Raw genomic sequence first — 21,862 nt, 5'->3', positions numbered from 1 at the left:
ACCACTTTTTTCTAGTTAAGCCGAATTCGGCTTCAAGGTTATAAGTGCTTGCAAGTTAATATACCCAAAAAATGTCTATCTCCTTATTATATCGTAAGCCGGTAAATCTAGCACATATCAAAGTACCCTTTACAAAATATTTGTGATTTCTTACGTGCATTGACACAAAATTTACAGATGGATGCTGTTATAATATAATGAGAAGGAAATTTTTAAGGACTCTATCAAACGATAGAGAAATGGGGGTAAGAGAATGAAAGTTCGGAAAGCCATCATTCCAGCAGCAGGTTTAGGAACACGGTTTTTACCTGCAACGAAAGCACAGCCAAAAGAAATGTTACCAATTGTTGATAAGCCAACGATTCAATATATTGTAGAAGAAGCTGTAGCCTCTGGCATTGAGGATATTATTATTGTAAGTGGCCGCGGAAAGCGTGCTATTGAGGATCATTTCGATAAATCTTATGAACTTGAAGAGACATTAGCGAAAAAAGAAAAATGGGATAAACTTGAAGAAGTTCAAAGTATTTCAGACTTAGCAAATATTCATTATATCCGTCAAAAGGAACCAAAAGGACTTGGACATGCGATTTATTGTGCACGTCGTTTCATCGGAAATGAACCGTTTGCGGTTATGCTCGGAGACGACATTGTACAGTCAGAAAACCCATGTCTTGGTCAATTAATCGATGTATTCAATCGTTTCCAAACAAGTGTAGTCGGTGTTCAAGAGGTGGCCGATGAGGACGTTTCCAAGTATGGAATCATTGGTCATAAAGGACAAGAGCTAGGACATCAAGTATTAAACGTTGAAACGCTTGTTGAAAAGCCAGCATTACAGGATGCACCATCGAATTTTGCCATTATGGGACGCTATGTGTTGCGTCATGAGATTTTTGATATTTTAGGAGATCTACCACCAGGAGCTGGCGGGGAAATTCAATTAACCGATGCGATCAAGAAATTAAATGAATATCAAGCGGTATTAGCGTATAACTTCGATGGAATTCGCTATGACGTTGGTGATAAGTTCGGATTTGTTAAAGCGACAATTGATTTTGCGTTAAAGAGAGAAGACCTGCGAGATGATGTGTTTGCTTATCTCGAAAAAGTGATTAAGAACGAACAATAGAGAGGTGTTAGATTTGAAGATTTCAGTAGCCGGAACAGGTTATGTAGGTCTCGTGACAGGTGTTTGTTTATCAGAAATTGGTCACAATGTACTTTGCTTTGATATTGATGAGGCAAAGGTAGAAAAGATGAAGGCCGGAATTTCACCGATTTATGAGCCTGGATTAGACGAGCTTATGAAGCAAAACATTGAACGAGGTCGACTTCATTTTACAACAAGTGTAGAAGAAGCATATGCTGACGCGGATATTATTTATATCGCAGTAGGGACCCCAGAAAACAAAGACGGTTCAGCCAACTTAACGTATATTGATAGGGTGGCAGAGGCGATTGGAAAAACCATTCGGAAAAATGTTATCGTTGTGACGAAAAGTACCGTTCCAGTTGGGACAAATGATCGTATTAAAAATATAGTGGAATCTAATAAAGTAGCGAACGTGAAAGTGGATATCGTCTCAAATCCAGAGTTTTTACGTGAAGGCTCAGCGATACATGATACATTCAATGGTGACCGGATTGTGATCGGTGCTGAAAGTGAACAAGCAGCAGCAGTTATCGAAGAGCTAAACCGCCCATACGGAATTCCGATTATGAAAACGGATATTCATAGTGCAGAAATGATAAAGTATGCATCGAATGCATTTTTAGCGACGAAGATCAGCTTTATTAACGAAATCTCCAATATTTGCGAAAAGCTTGGAGCCAATATCGATGATGTGGCGACTGGAATTGGTTTGGATAAACGAATCGGGAGCCAGTTTTTACAGGCGGGTATCGGATATGGTGGATCTTGCTTCCCTAAAGATACGAAAGCACTCGTACAAATTGCTGGGGATGTTGAGCATAAGTTCGAGCTACTTGAATCGGTCATTAAAGTGAACAACAATCAGCAAGCGCTTTTAGTAGCTAAAGCAAAAGAAATAGTGGGTTCATTACAAGGAAAGCGTGCTGCCATACTAGGATTAGCCTTTAAGCCAAACACAGATGATGTTCGCGAAGCAGCATCCCTTGTTATCGCGAAGAAGCTTACTGAAGAGGGTGCATCTGTCATTGGCTATGACCCGATTGCAGTGAGCAACACAAAGCACATTTTAGGTGATGAAATTGAGTATACAGAATCCATTCAAGATGCACTAAACGGTGCAGACATTGTCTTTATCGTGACAGAGTGGAAAGAGGTAAAGGAAATTTCGTTCTCCATCTTTAAAGAGTTAATGAAAACGCCAGTAATTTTAGATGGACGTAATTGTTACTCTGTTGAAGAAGCAGAGCAACAAGGCGTTACATACGTTTCGATGGGGCGTCCAAGTGTAATTACACAATAATTGTTTGCGAAACCGCATAGACTTTTGTCTATGCGGTTTTTTCATACCTATTGGTGGGAATACGGCATACATTTTGATGGTTACGCCGAAAATCATGATGATTTTTTACTGGAAAATGTTATTTCACCATTCCTACTAATGAATTCAACTGAAAAATTGTTTATTTTATATTCTATACTAATGATTTCAACTGAAAATGTGATTATTTCATCTTTTTTACTGATGATTTCACCTCGAAAAGTCGTTATTTCAACCTTTTTCATAAGGATTTCAACCAAAAACCTGTTTATTTCAACTTTTTGACAATAACTTCCAAGAAGGATAAAAATACACCAAACCCTAACCGGATTTGGTGTACAACCTTACTTAATATCAATAACCTTAAACTCGTTTGAAGTCTCGTTTGCTTCTTCTTCCTCTAAATCCTCACTTGTTTCTGATCCAGCTTGATCCTCGACGCTTGTTTCTGGGTCATCCATTTCAGATGAATCAATGGGTGTTTCAACTTCCTGACTCACTTCTTCAGAACGAGGTGATGAATCTCCAGATGAAGTAGCTTGTTTATATAAATACGGCCATAGTAATAAATTCACAACGACTAATGTAAAGATAAATGTACTCAATAAAGACTTTTTAACCATGCAGTTACCAAACCTTTCAAAGATGTGCCTTATTCGACTTTATATCGCTCTTGAGCAACGAGTTTCTGTTCATGGTTGTAAGCTTTGATAACAAGCGTATCGCCACTTTCTACTCCCGCAACTCCCAGGTTAAAGGAGTTATTCCCGGCGTAATGCATTTTATTTCGCCCAATAAGGACTTGAGTGATGGTATCATCGCCTTTTACTGTCACATCCGCAACATAGTCATTTCGTGAAACGGTGATTTGTAAAAGTGATTCTGTATCATCATGATTCGAACTAGATTGCCCGTCTCCAGAAGGATTCGTTGCTGAACCGGATGGAGAGGTCGAATCTGAACCAGCAGTGGATGAAGATGATTTAGGAACAACCTTAAACGGCATAATTAAATTTTTCTTTAAATCCTTACTAGATGTTGAACGAACCGTTCTGTCAATAATCAATCGATACTCATGATTCAGCTGATAGGTTGCATTTGGTGAAACAGTAACTTGCAGTCCATCCTCTGAGATGGACAAGGTTGTCGCATGTACCTGATTGTGTTCATTCACAACAAATATGGTTTTACTCGTTGCACTTTTTGTATGAACTGGCTGATTAAAGCTAATCGTCCACGTTTTTTTTGCTGAATTAGTCGTTTTCGTTGACCATATTTCAGAATCATCGTTTGCTTTAATTGGTGTCGTACCTAAGCTGCCTATTACAAGGGTGATTACAAAGAAAAGAATCCATTTGGCTTTCATAGTTACTTAACCTGAACCATGAGTTTTTTCATGTCATTTTCAAGTAAAAGCGTGTTAAAGTCTTCAGGCTTTTTCAACAGGTCATAAAGGGTGAATGATTTATTAGCTGTTTTATATTGATACTTTTCGTTAACATTTGAGAACATCGCGTCAGCTGATATTAACTTTGCTACCTTCTGATCTATAGAACGGAAAGTAGAGTCATAAACGGTAATCCTTACATCAAAGTTTACAGGAAGGTTTCCGAACCCTTTTGTGTAGATTTCCTGTTTATCAGATGCTTTTGAAGCTTTTTCAGCAACCGTACTTCTAATGACCTTACCGTTTTGGATGATTTCAACCTTTACTTGACTTACCTTTTCATTCTCAAATATTTTCACGTCAATGTTCGTAAGTGATTCAGTGACTGCCTGACTAGCATCATTCGCAACTTTACCTTTATTTTTATGAACAACCTCGACATTTTCTATATAACGTTTTGGAGCTGAAATGACAATTTCTCTTGGTGTATAATCCTGTAGTAACCCTTGCAACTTAGCTTCATCTAAAACCATAAGCTCATAAAATTCCATGAAATTTGTTTCAAAAATATTTGTAATAGCTGATGGATAATAACCATTTTCCAACTCAATAGCATACGTTCCTACTTCGATTTTATACTCACGATTAAATTCTAAACGGTTTTCAGGTATAACCGTTACAACATCCTCTGAAAACTTGATTTCTTTAATAGGTTCAGAGTAGTAGGCACCGTTTGTATGTTTTTTATAGAATTTGAATTTCTCAGCATGTGGTTGTCTTTTTACCTTCTCATTAAATCGAAAGGTGATATCTGTTACAACTGGTACATGCTTTGCGTTCCTAGCAGGATTTAACTCTTCAAGCTTCGGATTTGTTGCAGCAATAACTTCATTGGTTGACATTAAACTAAAAAGAGATACAAAAAGTAGTGTTATAGATAACGCTATATGTAATCCCCGTTTAAACATAGTAATTCCTCCTAAACTTTCACGAATATCTCTATCTTCTATTTTACACCTGTAAGTAAGAATGTTCCATAAAAACATCCATATATTTGGTTTAAGTGGCAGATAATCGGTAATATACTCTTGAAAAATAAATGACTTGTAGAAGAATGCTAACTGAAGAACAGAGACTAATTCAATAAACTTTGTCCTTTGGCAGTCAGTGTTTGGCTATCAGAAGACTGTACAATTTAATTAAGTTCTAGAGAAAATGATGCACACTAATTCAATAAATTTATGAATAATCTCCATATAATAGAAACATATTCCAATAGGTGAAAAGATTTCAAAAATTACATGTGTTTTCAAAAAAACTATTTGTGATTAACGTTCGTCAATGGTAATATATAGTTAAGAAAGATTTCTTATTTCCTTCTGCTTTAAATATTCTCGGTTGGTAGCCCAGATGAAAGAACGCCTGTCAAACGATAGGTGTTTTTTCATCTCATATTTGTTTTCCATTATTTTCTTTTATTACCTTAAATAGGAGAACAGTTACTGATGATCAATAGTGTTTATTTGCATAGATAAAAGGTATAGGTCACCTCAGACCTATACCTTTTTTGTTTAAATTATTTAGAAAGTATAAAAGTTTTCAGCAAGAGAGTATCGCCATTTACCAGCAACACTTCGCTTTGTCATCGACTTCCAATGAATTATCAGCAAGTTTCAACCTTTTATCGTCAACTTCCATGCATTAATCAACAACTAAGAAGTATGTTATTTCTGCTCCTGGGGCGGATAAGCCTTCCACTTACTCAAATCTATATCTTCTTTTACAATCAACTCTTTCGGGAAAATAAAGGTCCATGGCTTGCTCGTATTAGCCTTTACCTCGAAATCTGTTAATTGGAACCCGCCTTTTGCGACAATGTCACCTGATGCATCTTCAATCACTAATGGAATCTGCTGTAGATTAATATTTTTTGTACTTCCGTTACGGATTAGCATTGTGACATGTAGGTTTCCATCCTCAGACTGCTTAGCTTGTAAGCCCATGAAGTTTACTTCACCTGGCTTTGGAGGCTCAACCGTATTTATAAGCTGCTGCAGCTTTTCTTTATCTGTATCAGACAGGGAATTTTCCCAGCTTTCTGCTAAGTCTAATGAATGCTTCTTTTTTAACTCAAATGCTAGTTTCCAACCAGACGCTGGAATGTCCAATGTCGTCACTTCATTCTTCTCAAAGAAGAAATGCCATGGACGGCTTGATGTCGGTGGTAATTCTCCTAATACTGATAAATCGAATATCTTTCTTCCGATCAGTTCACCGTTTGCACCTAATAAGAGCAATGGCATCTCTTGAAACTTTACAGGTCGACTCAATGTGTTTCGTACAAAAGCAGATACCATTAACTTATTATCTACTACTTTAATTTCAATTCCAGATATAGAGATTTGGTTTTCCACTAGTTTTGGAAGCTGATTGTGTAAAAACTGATACACATACTTTTCTTCCTCTTTTAAATTCCAGCTTGGATGGTAGGATAGTTTTGTGTCTACCTCTTTTGAACTTGATGCATCTGCACCATTTTCAAGTAACTCATTTGAGCTAACTGTACTATCTTCACCAGAACGTTCGATTTTTTTATCCTTCTTTTTAAAAAATGATAACATCCTATTTTCACTCCTTCTATAAAAGCACATCCAAGTACCCGGGCATTGGGCACTTGGAAATGATTATCTCATCCTATTGTTTTGGTACAATTTGCTTAAGTTGAAAGCAAGCTTCTCTTTCGAGTTTATGGAACATAATCGAAAATAGCTCCAATGCTTCATTTTGGTATTGGCGTATTGGATCTTCTTGACTATAGTGTCTAAGTCCAACACCTTCTTTTAGCCGCTCCATGCTTTCAATGTGATTGAGCCAATGATGATCAATGGATCGGACGACAAGCTGTTTTGCTGTGGCCTGGAACTCTGGGTTATCCCCAAGTGGAGCTAACTGCTCACGGTACTCCTCAATTTTTTCATCAACAAGCTTCATAATCGCCGCAGCTGAATCCATCTCTGGTGTAAAATCCTCTTGCACTGTTGGAAGAACAGCTTTCAAATTCACATTTAATCTGCTGAAATCCCATTCCTCTGCAAGTAGCTCTTCAATACAAACCTCTTCTATCTCTTTATGAGCATAAGATGTAAGCATTGGAAGAACTGGTGTTATGGCATTATCGGTCTCAAGCACATTATTACGAAGCTGGTACACGATATTTCGCTGTTCATTAATAATGTTATCTAATTTTAAATTATACTCACGGATTGCATAGTTACTTCCTTCTACAATACGCTGGGTACGTTCTACAAACTCATGAACCTTCTTATGTGTGAGTAGTCCTGATTCATCAGCGGTAATCGCTTTAGACAGCTTTTCCACTTCTTCCTTTGCAAAACGTCTAAACATTTCATCCTCAATCGAGATATAGAATTGAGAAGTTCCAGGATCACCTTGACGACCTGACCTCCCCTTTAATTGATTATCAATTCTGCGGCTTTCGTGACGTTCTGTTCCTAGAACAAATAAACCGCCTAGCTCTTTTACCCCATCGCCAAGCGAAATGTCCGTCCCTCGACCTGCCATATTCGTTGCAATTGTGATGTTATTTTTTTGTCCAGCTAGAGAGATTAGGCGAACTTCTTGCTCCACACTTTTGGCGTTTAGTAATTCAAACGTTAGCCCAGCATTTCGCAAATAATCTGCAACTTTCTCAGATTGTAAAATAGACGTTGTTCCAATTAAGATTGGTTGCCCCGTTGAATGAATATCCTGAACCTTCTTCACCATTGCTTCATATTTTTGTTCGATAGTTAGATACACTTGATCTTGAAGGTCTTGGCGAATAATTGGTTTATTTGTTGGGATTTGAATAACATCCATCCCGTATAGTTCTTGGAATTCTTTCTCTTCCGTTTTTGCTGTACCTGTCATACCAGATAGGATAGGGTATTGACGGAAGTAGTTTTGTATCGTAATGGAGGCTTGAATTTTGTTTTCCTCGGTAATTTCTAAACCTTCCTTTGCTTCAATAGCTTGGTGTAAACCGTTACTTAGAGAACGACCTTCCATTGTACGCCCTGTAAACATATCAACTAACAGGATCTTTCCTTCTTTTACGATATAGTCCACATCTCTTGTAAACATGACTCTTGCACGAAGTGCTTGGATTACATAGTGATATAGAGTTTGGTGTTCGAGCTCGTACATGTTTTCAACACCAAAGCCTTTTTCAATCTTGGTGATTCCTTCTTCAGTTAAGTTCGTTGTTTTTGTTTCTTCATCGTAAATGTAATCTTCGTCACGAATAAACGTCTGAACGATTTTCGCACATAAATAATGAAGCTCCGCACTTACAACCGTTTTCCCAGCAATGATTAATGGTGTTTTCGCCTCATCGATTAGGACGCTGTCCACTTCATCAATAATCGCGTAATGGTATGGTCGTTGCACACGTTGATTTACGTGGTACACCATGTTGTCACGCAAGTGATCAAATCCAAACTCGTTTCCAACCCCATATGTAATATCTGATTTGTAGGCTACCATTTTTTGTTCTGGCATCATTTGTGGTAAATTTAGCCCAACTGTTAATCCGAGAAATTCATGAATTTGTCCAATTTGTTCACGATCACGTCGTGCTAAATACTCATTAACCGTGATAACATGGACACCTTTTCCTTCTAAAGCACGAAGATAACTCGGCAATGAAGCAACGAGTGTTTTTCCTTCTCCGGTTGGCATTTCTGCGATATTCCCTTCCATTAATACGAGTCCACCAATAAGCTGAACATCAAAAGGTCTCATACCTAATACACGTTTTGCTGCCTCACGAACAACGGCAAATGCTTCTACTTTAATATCATGTACGGATTGTCCATTTTGAAGCTGTTGTTTAAACTGTGCCGTTTTATCCTTTAGTTCTTGATCAGATAATTTCTCTAATGCGGCCTCTAGCGCATTTATTTCAGTGACGAGTTTTTGATATTTTTTTATGCGACGTTGTTGTTCGTCAGTTAGCTTTTTAATTAAACCTATCATGTAGTTCGCTCCTTATAAGGATAGATTTCTTTTCATTTAATTCTAAATTATAGTATATCACTGTAGTTTTTTCATTTCATCTATTAGGAAAAAATGGTTATCATCCTTTCGTACTGATTCATCTTTTGTCACTACTAGTATTTTAGGTCAAACCTCCTGTTTTCCAAATAATAGAATTCGTGGTACAGTTATAGTTAATTGGGTTAATTTTCCGAAAAACAAAATGTTTTAATATCTTTTCCAAGTTTTTTGGAAATTAATGAAACTTTTTCCTGTTTCATTCGTCCAATTAAGAGGAAGGTTTTTCTATCCAAAATAAAAGGGGGAAACAAGGAATGAAGAAATGGCATAAAATGTCATTAGCTTTAGGTATGTCTGCGTCTCTACTAGTACCTAGCTTTGCTTCGGCTACCACGCTCGATAGCCCTTATAGCAAAGAAAAACAGCCTTATAATGTACTAGACCGTCTAAACCTAACAGCTAAAGAAAAAAGTGAACTCGCATTTAAAGAGCGAGAAAAGAAACAGGAGATATTTAGTGATAATACTCTTGTTGTAAAGTATAACCAAAAGCTCTCAACTAAAAATCATCGAGCAGCAGGAGCTTATGTAGTTCGTACATATCCTGAGTTAGGCTATGATGTCGTTCGTATTCAAAAAGGTAAGAAGCTAGAAGACGTTATGAATGCCTACTCTAAAATGAACGCTGTTCAGCACGTACAGCCAAGTGTTGTAGTCAACCACTACGGTGGCTTTTCAGATCCAAAGGCTTCTCAAATGTATCACCTTGAGCTTTTAAAGGTAGAAGAGGCATTAAAACTAGCTGGAGAACATGAGGTTACGGTTGCGGTTATCGATATGGGTGTTGATACAAAACATGATGATTTAAAGAACAATGTATTGCCTCCATACACAGTAGCAAACCCAGCTGATCCTGGTGTTGGACAATATCACGGTACTCACGTTGCAGGTATCATTGCAGCTGAAAAAGGAAATGGTTCTGGTGGTTACGGGGTAAATCCGAACGCGAAAATTCTTCCGGTTAACATTTTTGATGGTGGAGCATCCTTTGACTACGCTCTAGCTGAAGGAATCTTATATGCAGCTAATAATGGAGCAGATGTTATTAACATGAGTGTTGGGGCACCATTCAAAATGCCTCTAGTAGAAGAAGCGTTAAAGGTAGCGGCTGATAAAGGTGTTGTAATTATCGCTTCTGCTGGTAACGATGGAAGAATTCAATACAATTATCCGGCACAATACGATGGTGTCATTACCGTTGGTGCTACAAATGATAAAAACGAAATCGCAGAATTCTCAACAATTGGGCCACAAATTGACGTGGTAGCTCCTGGTGAGGATGTATACGCTACATTAACTGATTATTCAGTTGGGTCTACTTACGATTACTTAAGTGGTACTTCAATGTCAGGTCCTATAGCAGCTGCAGTAGCATCATTAATTAAAACAAAGCACCCTGATTTAAATACGTACCAAGTAGAATATATTTTAGAACAAACAGCAAAGGATCTTGGTGATAAAGGCTTTGACCTTACGTTTGGCTATGGAATAGTTGATCCAGTTGCGGCTTTAAACTTTGATATTAGTAAACTACCAAGCTTTGAAAAACCAACCGATGAGAACATCTTAACGGACGCTGTACCTTATTCAGTTGGATCTGATATGAGCACGCGTTCTGGTAGTCTTATTACGAGTGGAGAAGTTGATTATGTGAAGTTTGAAGTAGAAGAAGGAGAATATATTCAAACAGCTTTAACAGGTTCTGAATTATTTGACTATGCTTTAGAGCTTCGTTTCTACCCAGAAGGGAAAACTACTTCTGAAAAACCAATTATCGTTAATAAAGTACAGCAAGGCTCTCAAGAGGGTTATCTATATAAGGCTGAATCAAAAGGTACGTTAGTCGTTGGTGTGAAAGATGATAACAAGAACTACAGCCTTGATGGAAAATCTACTTATGAACTATCATTACAACGTTTTGATTCATTAATGGAAGATACACTTACAAAGAAAAATATGGTTGAGATTACAACACTTCCATTTGACAGTAATGAGTTAGAAGAAGGTCCCTTCTATCTTGCTAATGAGAAAGAAACAGATAAAGACTATTTCACGCTTTCGTTCGAAGAGCCAACAATGGTTCAAATCGATTTATCAGCATTGCCAGGCTTAAATACATCTCTTAAAATCTATGACTCTTATATGTTCAATGAGCCAATTCCTGATTGGGTAAGTGAGTATGAGAGAGAATTCTGGCCATGGCCGATGTATGAAGCAAACGCAAATGGTTATGGTGAGGGCGAAACATTAACATTCGAAGTAATGCCAGGTATGGATATGATTCTAGAGGTTTCTGGTAATGCTAGAACAAATGACTATTATTACTATTACGGACCAATCATGCCAGTAACAACAGAAGAAAAAGTGGTTGAGGCTTCAAACTTACCTTATCAATTAACAATGGAAACAAAAGAGATACCAGCTGATGAGGATAACTATCCGATGATGGATTACCCTATGTATGGTGAGAAAATGGTAGAAGAAGTAATTTCTGATGGTATGTCTTATAAAGAGTATAAAAACATCTATAACGTTAATAGCAGTATGTTTGAACAACAGCGATATAGCTATTTTGAAAAAGAAATGGTTGATCAGATTCTTAACTCAGCTCGTCCATTAAATGCAGGGGAGTCTCAACAAGGATACTTCCAAAGAGGCTATGATGAGGATTGGTTCTCATTTACAGCAGATGCAACAGCTGCATATGAATTTACAGTGAATAATACTGAAACAATGCGTCCAATGGTTGAAATCTTTGAATACGATGAAAAGGATAATCAACTATATTCAGTAAATGGTGGTGGATATATTATCTACGATCCAATGAATATGAATGAGGACACAAAGACTTCTACAATTCTAGAAGAAGGTAAGCAGTACTACTTCAATCTTGTTAACTGGTGGGGAACTTCATTTGATCAGTATACACTTAAGTTCGACAAGTTGATGGATGCTCCTAAAGATGTGAATGAAGACAATAATACAGAAATTAAAGCAACAATCTTAACACCAGGAGCAGCAAAGACTGGTAACTATGCTTTACCAAACGATATTGACATTTACTACTATAAACATCGTGAGGAAGATGCGTTATTCGGATACAACGTAAAGCCACATGAGCTGACGGATGAGCAAAAGAAGACGCTTCCTAAATCACTACAAACTCCAATAGATCCAATTGTCATTCTTGTTGAGGATACAAACGGAAACATGGCGATTGACCCTGAGGAAACGGTAAAAAATATTTACATGGATCGCGGCTGGGATAATGAACCAGAAGCAGGATCGTTTAAAGCGAAGAAGGATGTAGGTTACTTTATTGTCCTTGATAACTATTTCTGGGGCGGAGTGCCAATTGCAGATTATGATTTAGTAATTAATAAGCTAGACCGCAAAGATGAGGATGCTGATTCTGTATTGAAAAATGGTGTACCGACAAAACCATTATCACTTAAAGCAGAAGGCGAGAATCAGTGGAATGCAACGGGCTATTTAAATGCTGGACTTGATTATGGTGATCAAGACTACTACAAGCTAGATGTAGCAGCCAAAGGTGATGTACAAATCACACTTGATCTATCTGATGAATTAAACGGTGTTATTTCTGTTTACGATAGTAATGGAAAACTAATTAAGACATTTAATCAATACTATTTAAATGGTGACGATGAAATCGGTATTCTATCCCTTGAAAAGGGTACGTACATTATCGAGGTACGTGATTTCGAGAACCGTTCAAGTAGCAACCCATATACGTTAAACGTTCAGTGGAGTAACTAAGAGAGTGAAAGAGACTATAAGGATACTATCCTTATAGTCTCTTTTTTCTGGGATATTTTCCAATCGGAAGAAAGGGAGGTATATGATAAACTATTAGATAATTAGTTTTTAGTATGTGGAGGGACCATATATAATGAAGAAGTTCGTTTTAGGTGTATTTTTATTAGTAGGTATACTGACCTTACCGTTACAGAAAGCATCGGCACACGTATTCGACGAAACGGTAACGAAGCAAGCACAGTTTGATTATGAGGGTTACTATACACTCCAAGGTAGCTATAATGGCCAAAGTGGTATTGTGGTAAAGAGCTATTCCACGAAGTGGAAGCAAGATGCAAGATTACAAAGTATTGAAAGTGAGCTTTTAAAAAATAAACATGGTGAAGAATTGAAGGAGTTAGCGGAAATAATCATCTTTCCAGATTATCCCGCGGGAAAAGAGGTGCTTGGGCAATATTTTGCAAACTACCGATTTTCAAATGGTAAGGGGGATTTATTACCTGGGAGGGTCATTCATTTATATGGCGGGGATCAGTTTACATCCATAGAGGAGATTGCAGCGACTCTCTCTCATGAATATGGTCATCATTTTACCTTTCATTATTTAATAGAAAAGGAAGGATTAGCCCCTACTAAATGGAAATCTTCAGCTTACGCTATGGTTAGAGGAATAGATAAAAATGATAATTCCCATACTGATGGGAGCGGGGAGTATATATGGTATTTTCCAGAGATATTTGCAGAAGACTATGTCCAATTATTTGGATCAGATCTAGCAATTAAAGAACATGCTCATATGAATTATCATATTAATACACCATTCGACAATGAACATGCACAAACGTACTGGTCAAATACTCTTGAATTACCAGATTATAGAGTTACAGAACCTTTACCATTTTTTCTAACAGATTACAAAAGAAGTACACAAGATCCGTCCTTGTATCAATTGAAAATTTTTAGTTATAACCTCAGCAACAAACCTACCCATATTATTGGACAGGTAGCTAGGGGATTTTATGCGCCAATCAATGTAAGTACAAAAGCAGGTGTAACGTCATTTGAAGAATGGCTTAATCCCTTTTCCATTACACCTGAGCAAGCTTGGCTTCTTGATAGTTATACAAATCCAAACGTACATTTTCATGCCATTCAATATACGGATAAAGGCTTTAATTTAGGTTCCAAGACACTTAGGGTAAACTACAAGTCAATTAATGACATCAAAACCACACAACAGGAAATGAATTTGTCTAAGGCCCTATCGATCTTTGAAACAAAAAAGCTACTTCATGAGGTTGCACTTAAGTACAACATTCCACCAGAGTTATTAAAGGCTATTGCCTATGTCGAGACGGGAATGAAACAATTTGATAAAAATGGTACAACAATTGTTACCGCTGATGGCGGGATTGGAATTATGCAGGTTACATTGACGGAAGAGGAAATGAAGAAAAAAGGCATAGATTCATTTAAATTAAAGACAGATACTCGGTACAATATAGAAGTGGGCGCACAAATACTAAAAGAAAAATGGAATGACGACTTTATACCACGTATAAATGACCATAACCCACAAATAATCGAACATTGGTATTTTGCGATGATGGCATATAATGGTCTTTCAAAAAGAAACGATCCAAACATTGTACAAGAAAAAAAGCCTTACCAAGACAGAATATTTGATATTATTAGAAATCGTAGTTTTATCAATATCAGTGAGATTCCAGTATTTATAGTGGAATATAAGGATCCATTGCATCCAGATAGTATGAGCTTCCCTCAAGATCAGCTTCAATATAACTGGCCAGCACTTCATACGAAATCAACGCAATCCTTATTGAATGGGGATACAGTTTATATTACGAGTGAAGTTGGATACGCTCATATAAGAAATGGAATAGATGGTGGGATTATAAAAAGAATCCTCAATTACACACCTTTAGAAGTAATCTCTGGACCTTATGAAACGGAAAAAAATCCAGAAAATCATTATGTGTTTTATCAAGTAAAAGGGATTGGGATTGATGGCTATATTGCATCTTCCGATATACAACAAGGTAATATGACTCTGTTTACAGATATTGTTGATCCTGAAATGGTAACGGCTGTTGGCTATTTGAATCTAAACAAAATCATTAATGGATATCAAGATGGAACATTTAGACCCAACGATAGGCTTTTACGTCGTCATGCGGCAAGTATTCTAGTGAAAGAACTAGAGTTAAAGCTACCGGAAAATTATCAATTAAAAGCAAGTGATATAAAACCAACTGATTTGGGCTATGAAGAAATGATGATTGCAGAGGCACACGGGATGATGGGGCAGGACGGAAAGCTTCGCCCAAATGAATATTTAACAAGAGCACAAATGGCGGCTATCCTTGTCCGCTCATACGAAGGCATCTACCAATCACCAACTACACAGAAAGTATTTAATGATGTCCCAACAAGCTTTTGGAATTACGATGATATTAATACACTAGCTTACAATAACATTACCATTGTGGAATCGTTTAAACCGAGTGATCCTACAACACGAGGACAGTTTGCACTATTTTTAAAGAGAACTCTTGATCTAAAGAAGAGTAATTAGGTGCCTGGTACACCAAGAAGTGTATCTTAGTGTTAGAGAAGAAATGAAAAAGGATATATACATGTTTTCTCTTTAAACAGTAACTGGCTCTTACAAGTCTCTGTACTATATAATTGATAGAAAACCCCATCCACATTGGATGGGGTTTCGATATGTATTATTTTTTTAATTCTAGTGCACGATATAAAAATACTACAAATTGTGCGCGTGTTACTTCATCATTTGGTCTAAATGTACCATCTGAAAATCCAGTTGTAATTCCTGATGCTGCTAAACGCTGTATGGCATCATAATTTGGGTGTGAGGTAGGTACATCGGAAAACTGAGCTGGGTTATTTGCTTTCCCTAATTCAAATGCCTTTACTAATACTGCAGCTAGTTTTTCTCTTGTTAAGGTGGAAGATGGATTCCATTTTCCTTCATTATCAGCTTTTAAAACGTCAGCCTTTGATACAGCATTAACGGCACCAAGTCCCCAATAATCGTCATTAATATCATTATATGAATTTTTACGATCTGTTAAATCTAATTCAAGTGCTACAGATAAAATCATGGCAATTTGTTCACGACTAATTGAATCGTCTGGGTAAAAATAGCTGTCATTATATCCAATAAGTAAATGATCCTTACTTAGTTCTTCAATCGCTTCCTTAGCAAAATGATCACTTTCAATGTCATTGAATTTTCCAAGATCCAATTCAAAGGAAAGGTATCGTCTAGCTCCTAAATAACGCTTACTCCAATAATAAGGATCATTTATGGAACTGATGGATACTCCTTTTGAAGAAGAAGAGTGGATAAACTGATCATTTCCTATATAAATACCCGCATGTGAAGCTCCTGGCTTGTATGTTTCGAAAAATACAAGGTCTCCAGGTCTAAGATCGTCTTTAGAAATCTTTTCACCCTTTTGATATTGATCAGCTGCTGTACGTGGAAGTGTGATACTTAATTGCTCGTATACGGCTTGCAAGAAGCCAGAGCAATCAAATCCTTTATCTGTAGTTCCTCCATATTTATAAGGAACACCGATGTATTGTTTAGCTGTCGGTAATAGCTTATCATAGTTCACTTTCTTCTCTTCAGCCTGTACAGAGATATTATTGAAGAAAAAAATTAAAAAAAGTGAAACTAATGGAAAGATGAAACGTCTAATCATGTAGGAAATCACCTCAATAAAAAATTTGCAGATATTTTGACAGAATTCTTGTTTACTAGTGTACCATAAGGAAAGTTTTTGTAATTTTACATTTTTGTAACAATGTAATTGGAATATTGTAAAAAACGTAGCATATATATAGATGGTGTTGTAAACAAAACTAGTAAAAATCAGTCAAATCAACAAGAATTGACAAAAAAGTATTGCATTTGTTGACGTTTCCTGTAAAAATAGTAATAGTAGAGAAGGGAAAAGAGGTTTAGATGATATGGAAAAATTGGAAATTCCATTTTCTCCGAATTCGTTGACAACTTTCTCGTAAACTTCTATACTAGAAATTGTTTACAACTAAGTTTAAGAGAGTAGCAGAAATACATAAGCAATGATTCTCTTAGATTTGGTTCAATTTTAATAGTAAACATATTAAGGGAGGAAATAACAGAATGGCTTACCAACCAAAATCTTATCGTAAGTTTTTAGCTGGATCAGTATCTGCAGCTCTAGTAGCTTCAATCGTGACTCCAGCAGTAGCAGCAGAAGTAAAGACATTCCCAGATGTAGAAAACATCCAGGATGCTGAAACAAAAGCTGCAATCTATGCTTTAGCTGACCTAGGTGTAATCAATGGTTACGCTGATGGTAACTTCGGACCATACAACAATGTAACACGTGGTCAAGTTGCTAAAATGTTAGTTAAGTTCTTAGGTCTTGAAGTTTCAGAAGCACAAGGAACTTTCTCTGACCTTCCAGCAACTCATGAGTTTGCTGCATATGCAGAAGCACTACAAGAAGCTGGATACCTAAATGGATATGCTGACGGTTCTTTCGGTGTTAACAACCCAATCAACCGTGCAGGATTAGCAAAAATCCTAGTTAACGCTTTCGGATTAACTGCTACTGAAGATGAAGTATCTTACACTGACCTTGACCTAATTACAAGTGCAGAAGATCGTGAAAAAGTAGCTATCGCTGCTCAAAACGGACTATTCAAAGATGCTGACAAATTCAACCCTTACGGACAAATGAACCGTTCTGGTTTCGCTCTAGTACTTTACCGTTTAGCTGGTGAAGCAGTAGTTGGAGTAGAACTTACTGACGCTGTTTCTGTAAACTCAACTACTTTAGAAGTAACTTTAGCTGAAGCTAACCTTGAGTTAACTGCTGAAGACTTCGTAGTAGAAGTTGATGGCGAAGCTGTTGAAGTAACAGTTGAAGCTAACGAAGACGGATCTGTTTACACATTAACTCACGCTGACCTAGCTGGTACTGCTGGTACATTAACAGTTAACGGTTTAGACGTTGATTTCGACTACACAGTATCTTCTGTATCAGTTGATTCTGTAAGTGCGATTGACAATAAACGTATTAAAGTTGTTTTCTCTGATTCTTTCGTTGCAGCTGGATTCAATGCAGCGTCTACTGAATTAAGTGTTGACGGCTTTACTATTACAGATAAAGATGGCAAAGCTATCGAATTAGAAAGTGCAGTATTACAAAATGACGGTAAGACTGTTATTTTAACTGCTAAGAACGAAATGACTCCTGGATTAGCTTTCACTTTAAAAGTGGCTAATGTACAAAACTCAGACGTAGCACACACTGTAGTTGCTAAGCCTGCTGACTCAACAAAGCCAGTTGCTTCTACGGTTACTGCTATTTCTAACACACTAGTTAAAGTTGTATTTGATTCTACAGATGCAACTGATGAGTCAATCCTTGACCCTGCTAACTACGTAATCAACAACGATGTAACTGTTGAGTCAGTAGCATTCGTAAGCAGCTCAAAAACAAATGAATTATACCTAACTACTTCTCCACAATCAGCAGGTAAGGTTTACACTTTAACTGTTAATGGTGTAGAAGATTACTCAGGTAACGTTATTACTGAAACTAAATTACAGTTTGCTGGTAAAGCAGAAGATAAGACTGCTCCAACAGTATCAACTGCAACTGCGAGAAGTGGTAAGTTTGTTACTGTAACTTTCTCTGATGCAAGCCAATTAGATGCTGCTGCATTATCTAACGTTGCAAACTACTCTATCAACAATGAACTAACTGTTGAAAAGGTAGAAGTTATCAGCAACTCTATCGAGAACAATACAAAAACTGTAAAATTAACTACATCTACACAAACTGCAGGTAAGGTTTATAAGTTAACAGTTGACAACCTTGCTGATGTATATGGAAACGTACCTTCAACTGATCTAACAGTTAACTTTGCTGGAACAGCACTAGATACAACAGGTCCTAATGTTACAAGTGCAACTGCTAAGTCAAACACTAAAGTAGAAGTAGTATTCCACGAAGAACTTACTAAAGAAGATGCTATTGCAATTGCAAATTACAGCATTGACGGATTAGAAATTACTGGTGCATCTTTTGATGAAAGCACTACAAGTGGAACTTACCTAAGAAAGGTAACTTTAACAACTTCAGCACAAACTGCTGGTAAAGTTTACGAAGTAGTTGTTTCAAATGTAAAGGATGAGCTAGGAAATGCAATCACAACTAGCCAAACTTACAAGTTCAAGTTTGCTGGTAAAGGTGCAGATACAGTTAAGCCTGGTGTTGAAAGCACCATTGGTAAAGCTGGAAACAAAGTAGAAATCAAATTTACTGAAGATGTAACTGAAGCGTCAGCTGAAACGTTAACAAACTATGTAATCAATGGTGACCTTGGTTACCCAACTTCAGCTGTATACAGCGCTAGCACTAGAACAGTAACTTTAACTACTGCTAACCAATCAAACGGTAAGGTATATGAAGTTAAGATCAACAACATCGTTGATGAAGCAGGAAACGCTATTACAGCTGACACTAAAGTTTCATTTGCTGGTGTAGGATCTTCTCTAGATGCTCTAAAGCTTGAAAGCGTTGTTGCTCTAAACAAGCGTCAAATCCAAGTTACATTCAACAAAGATGTTGATAATGGAACTGTAGCTAAATCAGACTTCAACTTAAAGAAGGGTTCTGATGCTTATGTTGATATCAACACAATGGTAGGAGCAGATCTAGATAGAGTTGATGGAAAAACTTACATTATTACTCTACCTACTGCTAATGCATTAACAACTGATATTTACACACTACAAGTAGATAGTGAAATTAAGGACCTTGGTGGTACAGCATTATCTACAACTGATACTGCTAAATCAGTAGTTTCATTTGGTGGAGTTGACTCTAACCCAGCTACACCTAAAGTATCAACTGTAACTCAAGTTTCACAAAAGACATTAGAAGTTACATTTGAAGACAAGGTAAATGTTACTACTTTTGGTGCTGTTGGTGAGGTATATGTGACTTATACTAAGTCTGATGGTACAACTGTAACTCGTAACCTAGCTACAACATCTTCATATACAGTTGATAGCACGGATGCTCACAAAGTTCGCTTTCTATTTGCTGATGCAATTGAAGGAAACCAAGTTGCTAAGTTAGTATTCCATGCAGATGGATTTGATGATGTTAATGATGTAACTGGAAACTTCTCAATGGTTGCTCCATCTGGTGCAACAAACTATGAAGTAAGCTTCGGGACAGTTGATTATGCTGCAACTGGATTAAAGTTATCATCTGCAGTAGCAATTGATGAGCAAACTATTGAACTTGAGTTCAACCAAGATATCCTATTCAACAGTGGTGCTGCACTAACTAACCCTGGTGCTGGTACAGATGACAACTTCTTACAATTAAAGGTTAATGGTGGAGCTAAAGTAGTTGGCTATGACCTTAAGTATGCTGAGAAGACTGCATCTAACAAAGTACGTGTTTACTTCACTCCTGGTTCAAACTTCTCTGAAGGTAGCCTGTATGATGTTGTAATCACTGACAATGCTGCTGGTGATGCATTATTCACTACTCTAGACGGTGTTGGACTTGATGCTTCAGTAACAAACGATGCTAAAGCTGTATTTGGTTACAATGCTGCTGAAAACAAAGGACCAGAATTACTTTCTGTAATTCCTTTATCCGATACAGTAGTTCAAATAACTTTCAGTGAGTCATTATCAGTTGACCCTACTACTGATGCAACAGCTGGAACTGCAATTGAATTCTATAATGGTACGACTCAAATCGCTCACGGACAATTAGGAGCATTTACAGATGTAAGCAATGGTGCAAAGAGAGTGTACACTGTTGAGTTATCTGGAGGTAAGTTCCTAGCTGGTACAACATATAAAGTGAAGATGCCAAATGGCTTAACTATTACTGATAAGTTTGGAGTAGACGCAATTAAGAAGTCTGCAACAACTGATGTATTCGTAACATTTGGTGGTATTGCTACTGCTGCAACTACTCCTGATGTATCTGATTTCGCATTCAGCAATCTTGCAACTGAGGAAGTTACAAGTACTACTGGTGTAGCTCAAAATGCATTCAAGACATTAGAAGTATATGTAGGTACAACTGCACCTACTGCTGCAACTGTTGCTGAGTACACTTATGATTTAACTGGTGCTGCATTAACTGCTGCTACTGGTGCTGCATTAACTGCTGTAACTGATACTTCAGACGCTGGAGATACTGTTTACTACCGTTATGTAGATCAAGCTAACAACGTATCTGCTTGGGTTGCTGATGGTCAATTAGTTGACAACGTGGTTGCAGGTAACATTGTTATTTCAGATAACACTGCTACTTCAGATGCAGCTACTGGAGATACTATTGTATTAACATCTGATACAACTGCATCTAATACTAAGTGGGCAGATTCTAAGTTACAAGATGGTGACAAGATTGTTATCACTTTTGGAACTGAAACTTTAACATATACTCTACAATCTGGAGATATGGCTAAGCTTAAAGGGTCTACTAATATTACAATTACTGTAGGTACAACTACTACTGGTGTTGCTTATAGTGGTACTACTGGAACTGCTGCTGCATTTGATGCTGCTTTAACAGCTGTTGATAATGGTTCAGTAACTGTTGTTTCTTCAACTGGTAACAAATCTGTTACTACTGGAAGCTGGGCAACTACTGATAACTAAGATTTAGAAATAAATGGGGATTGAAACTGATATCATATTTCAATCTTTACCCAGACATTTTCAAAAAGCATTGAGGAGAAAATCTCCTCAATGCTTTTTTCATAAAAGACAGGGGGACAGGCATCGTGTCTTATGCGACAAGTTAAAATTGAAGACAAGGGGACAGGTTCCTTGTCTGCCTCGTAGGGTGGCAAATAAAAGAAACCAAGTCGAGAGAAATCTCAACTTGGTTTCTTTTATTGTGTATGTATGAAAGAAGAACAAGCACAGTTTTTGTGCTTGATCAATAACTGTTCATAGTGAATTGATACAGAAGGATAAAATACAAGTTCCCCATTCCCCTCTTATAGGTTTACAG

The 21,862-nt window shown here is 37.1% G+C and carries 11 protein-coding genes; 5 read left to right on the top strand and 6 right to left on the bottom strand.

Going from position 1 to position 21,862, the window contains the following annotated elements; all coding sequences use genetic code 11:
• The first annotated feature begins 253 nt into the window (after positions 1–253).
• Together galU and ACFSCX_RS10315 are read left to right on the top strand one after the other, a co-directional pair.
• Complete coding sequence (galU, locus tag ACFSCX_RS10320; protein WP_377928148.1) at positions 254–1,132, top strand: UTP--glucose-1-phosphate uridylyltransferase GalU; 879 nt, start codon at positions 254–256, stop codon at positions 1,130–1,132.
• 13 nt (positions 1,133–1,145) lie between these two features.
• Positions 1,146–2,456: a UDP-glucose dehydrogenase family protein gene (locus ACFSCX_RS10315; protein ID WP_377928147.1), complete on the top strand. Its 1,311-nt coding sequence runs from the start codon at positions 1,146–1,148 to the stop codon at positions 2,454–2,456.
• A 362-nt stretch (positions 2,457–2,818) separates the two neighbouring features.
• Here the strand turns inward: ACFSCX_RS10315 and ACFSCX_RS10310 are convergent, their stop codons facing one another.
• The 5 genes from ACFSCX_RS10310 to secA2 form a co-directional block, all read right to left on the bottom strand.
• On the bottom strand, positions 2,819–3,097 hold the full coding sequence (locus ACFSCX_RS10310) for a hypothetical protein (protein WP_377928146.1): 279 nt from the start codon (positions 3,095–3,097) through the stop codon (positions 2,819–2,821).
• Between the two features lie 29 nt (positions 3,098–3,126).
• Positions 3,127–3,840 carry an Ig-like domain-containing protein gene (locus tag ACFSCX_RS10305; RefSeq protein ID WP_377928145.1) on the bottom strand — a complete coding sequence of 238 codons (714 nt, stop codon included), beginning with the start codon at positions 3,838–3,840 and terminating at the stop codon, positions 3,127–3,129.
• Between the two features lie 2 nt (positions 3,841–3,842).
• Entirely contained in the window at positions 3,843–4,829 is a 987-nt protein-coding gene (locus ACFSCX_RS10300) for an Ig-like domain-containing domain (RefSeq protein ID WP_377928144.1), read from the bottom strand.
• A gap of 756 nt (positions 4,830–5,585) precedes the next feature.
• Positions 5,586–6,482: an accessory Sec system S-layer assembly protein gene (locus ACFSCX_RS10295; RefSeq protein WP_377928142.1), complete on the bottom strand. Its 897-nt coding sequence runs from the start codon at positions 6,480–6,482 to the stop codon at positions 5,586–5,588.
• 73 nt (positions 6,483–6,555) lie between these two features.
• Entirely contained in the window at positions 6,556–8,898 is a 2,343-nt protein-coding gene (secA2, locus tag ACFSCX_RS10290) for an accessory Sec system translocase SecA2 (protein ID WP_377928141.1), read from the bottom strand.
• 335 nt (positions 8,899–9,233) lie between these two features.
• Here secA2 and ACFSCX_RS10285 point away from each other — a divergent pair, with 335 nt between their 5' ends.
• Positions 9,234–12,758, top strand: a complete 3,525-nt coding sequence (locus ACFSCX_RS10285; protein ID WP_377928140.1) for a S8 family serine peptidase — start codon at positions 9,234–9,236, stop codon at positions 12,756–12,758.
• Positions 12,759–12,891: 133 nt separating this feature from the next.
• On the top strand, positions 12,892–15,354 hold the full coding sequence (locus ACFSCX_RS10280; RefSeq protein WP_377928139.1) for an S-layer homology domain-containing protein: 2,463 nt from the start codon (positions 12,892–12,894) through the stop codon (positions 15,352–15,354).
• Between the two features lie 157 nt (positions 15,355–15,511).
• Here the strand turns inward: ACFSCX_RS10280 and ACFSCX_RS10275 are convergent, their stop codons facing one another.
• On the bottom strand, positions 15,512–16,513 hold the full coding sequence (locus tag ACFSCX_RS10275; protein WP_377928138.1) for a C40 family peptidase: 1,002 nt from the start codon (positions 16,511–16,513) through the stop codon (positions 15,512–15,514).
• Between the two features lie 443 nt (positions 16,514–16,956).
• Between ACFSCX_RS10275 and ACFSCX_RS10270 the strand changes: the two genes are divergently transcribed.
• Complete coding sequence (locus ACFSCX_RS10270) at positions 16,957–21,504, top strand: S-layer homology domain-containing protein (protein ID WP_377928137.1); 4,548 nt, start codon at positions 16,957–16,959, stop codon at positions 21,502–21,504.
• The last annotated feature ends 358 nt before the right edge of the window (positions 21,505–21,862 follow it).

It is taken from the genome of Bacillus salitolerans (assembly GCF_042680805.1).
GTDB classification, from domain to species: Bacteria; Bacillota; Bacilli; order Bacillales; family SA4; genus Bacillus_CJ; species Bacillus_CJ salitolerans.
Note: the sequence above shows the minus strand (reverse complement) of the source record. Positions and strands in the feature narration are given on the sequence as shown.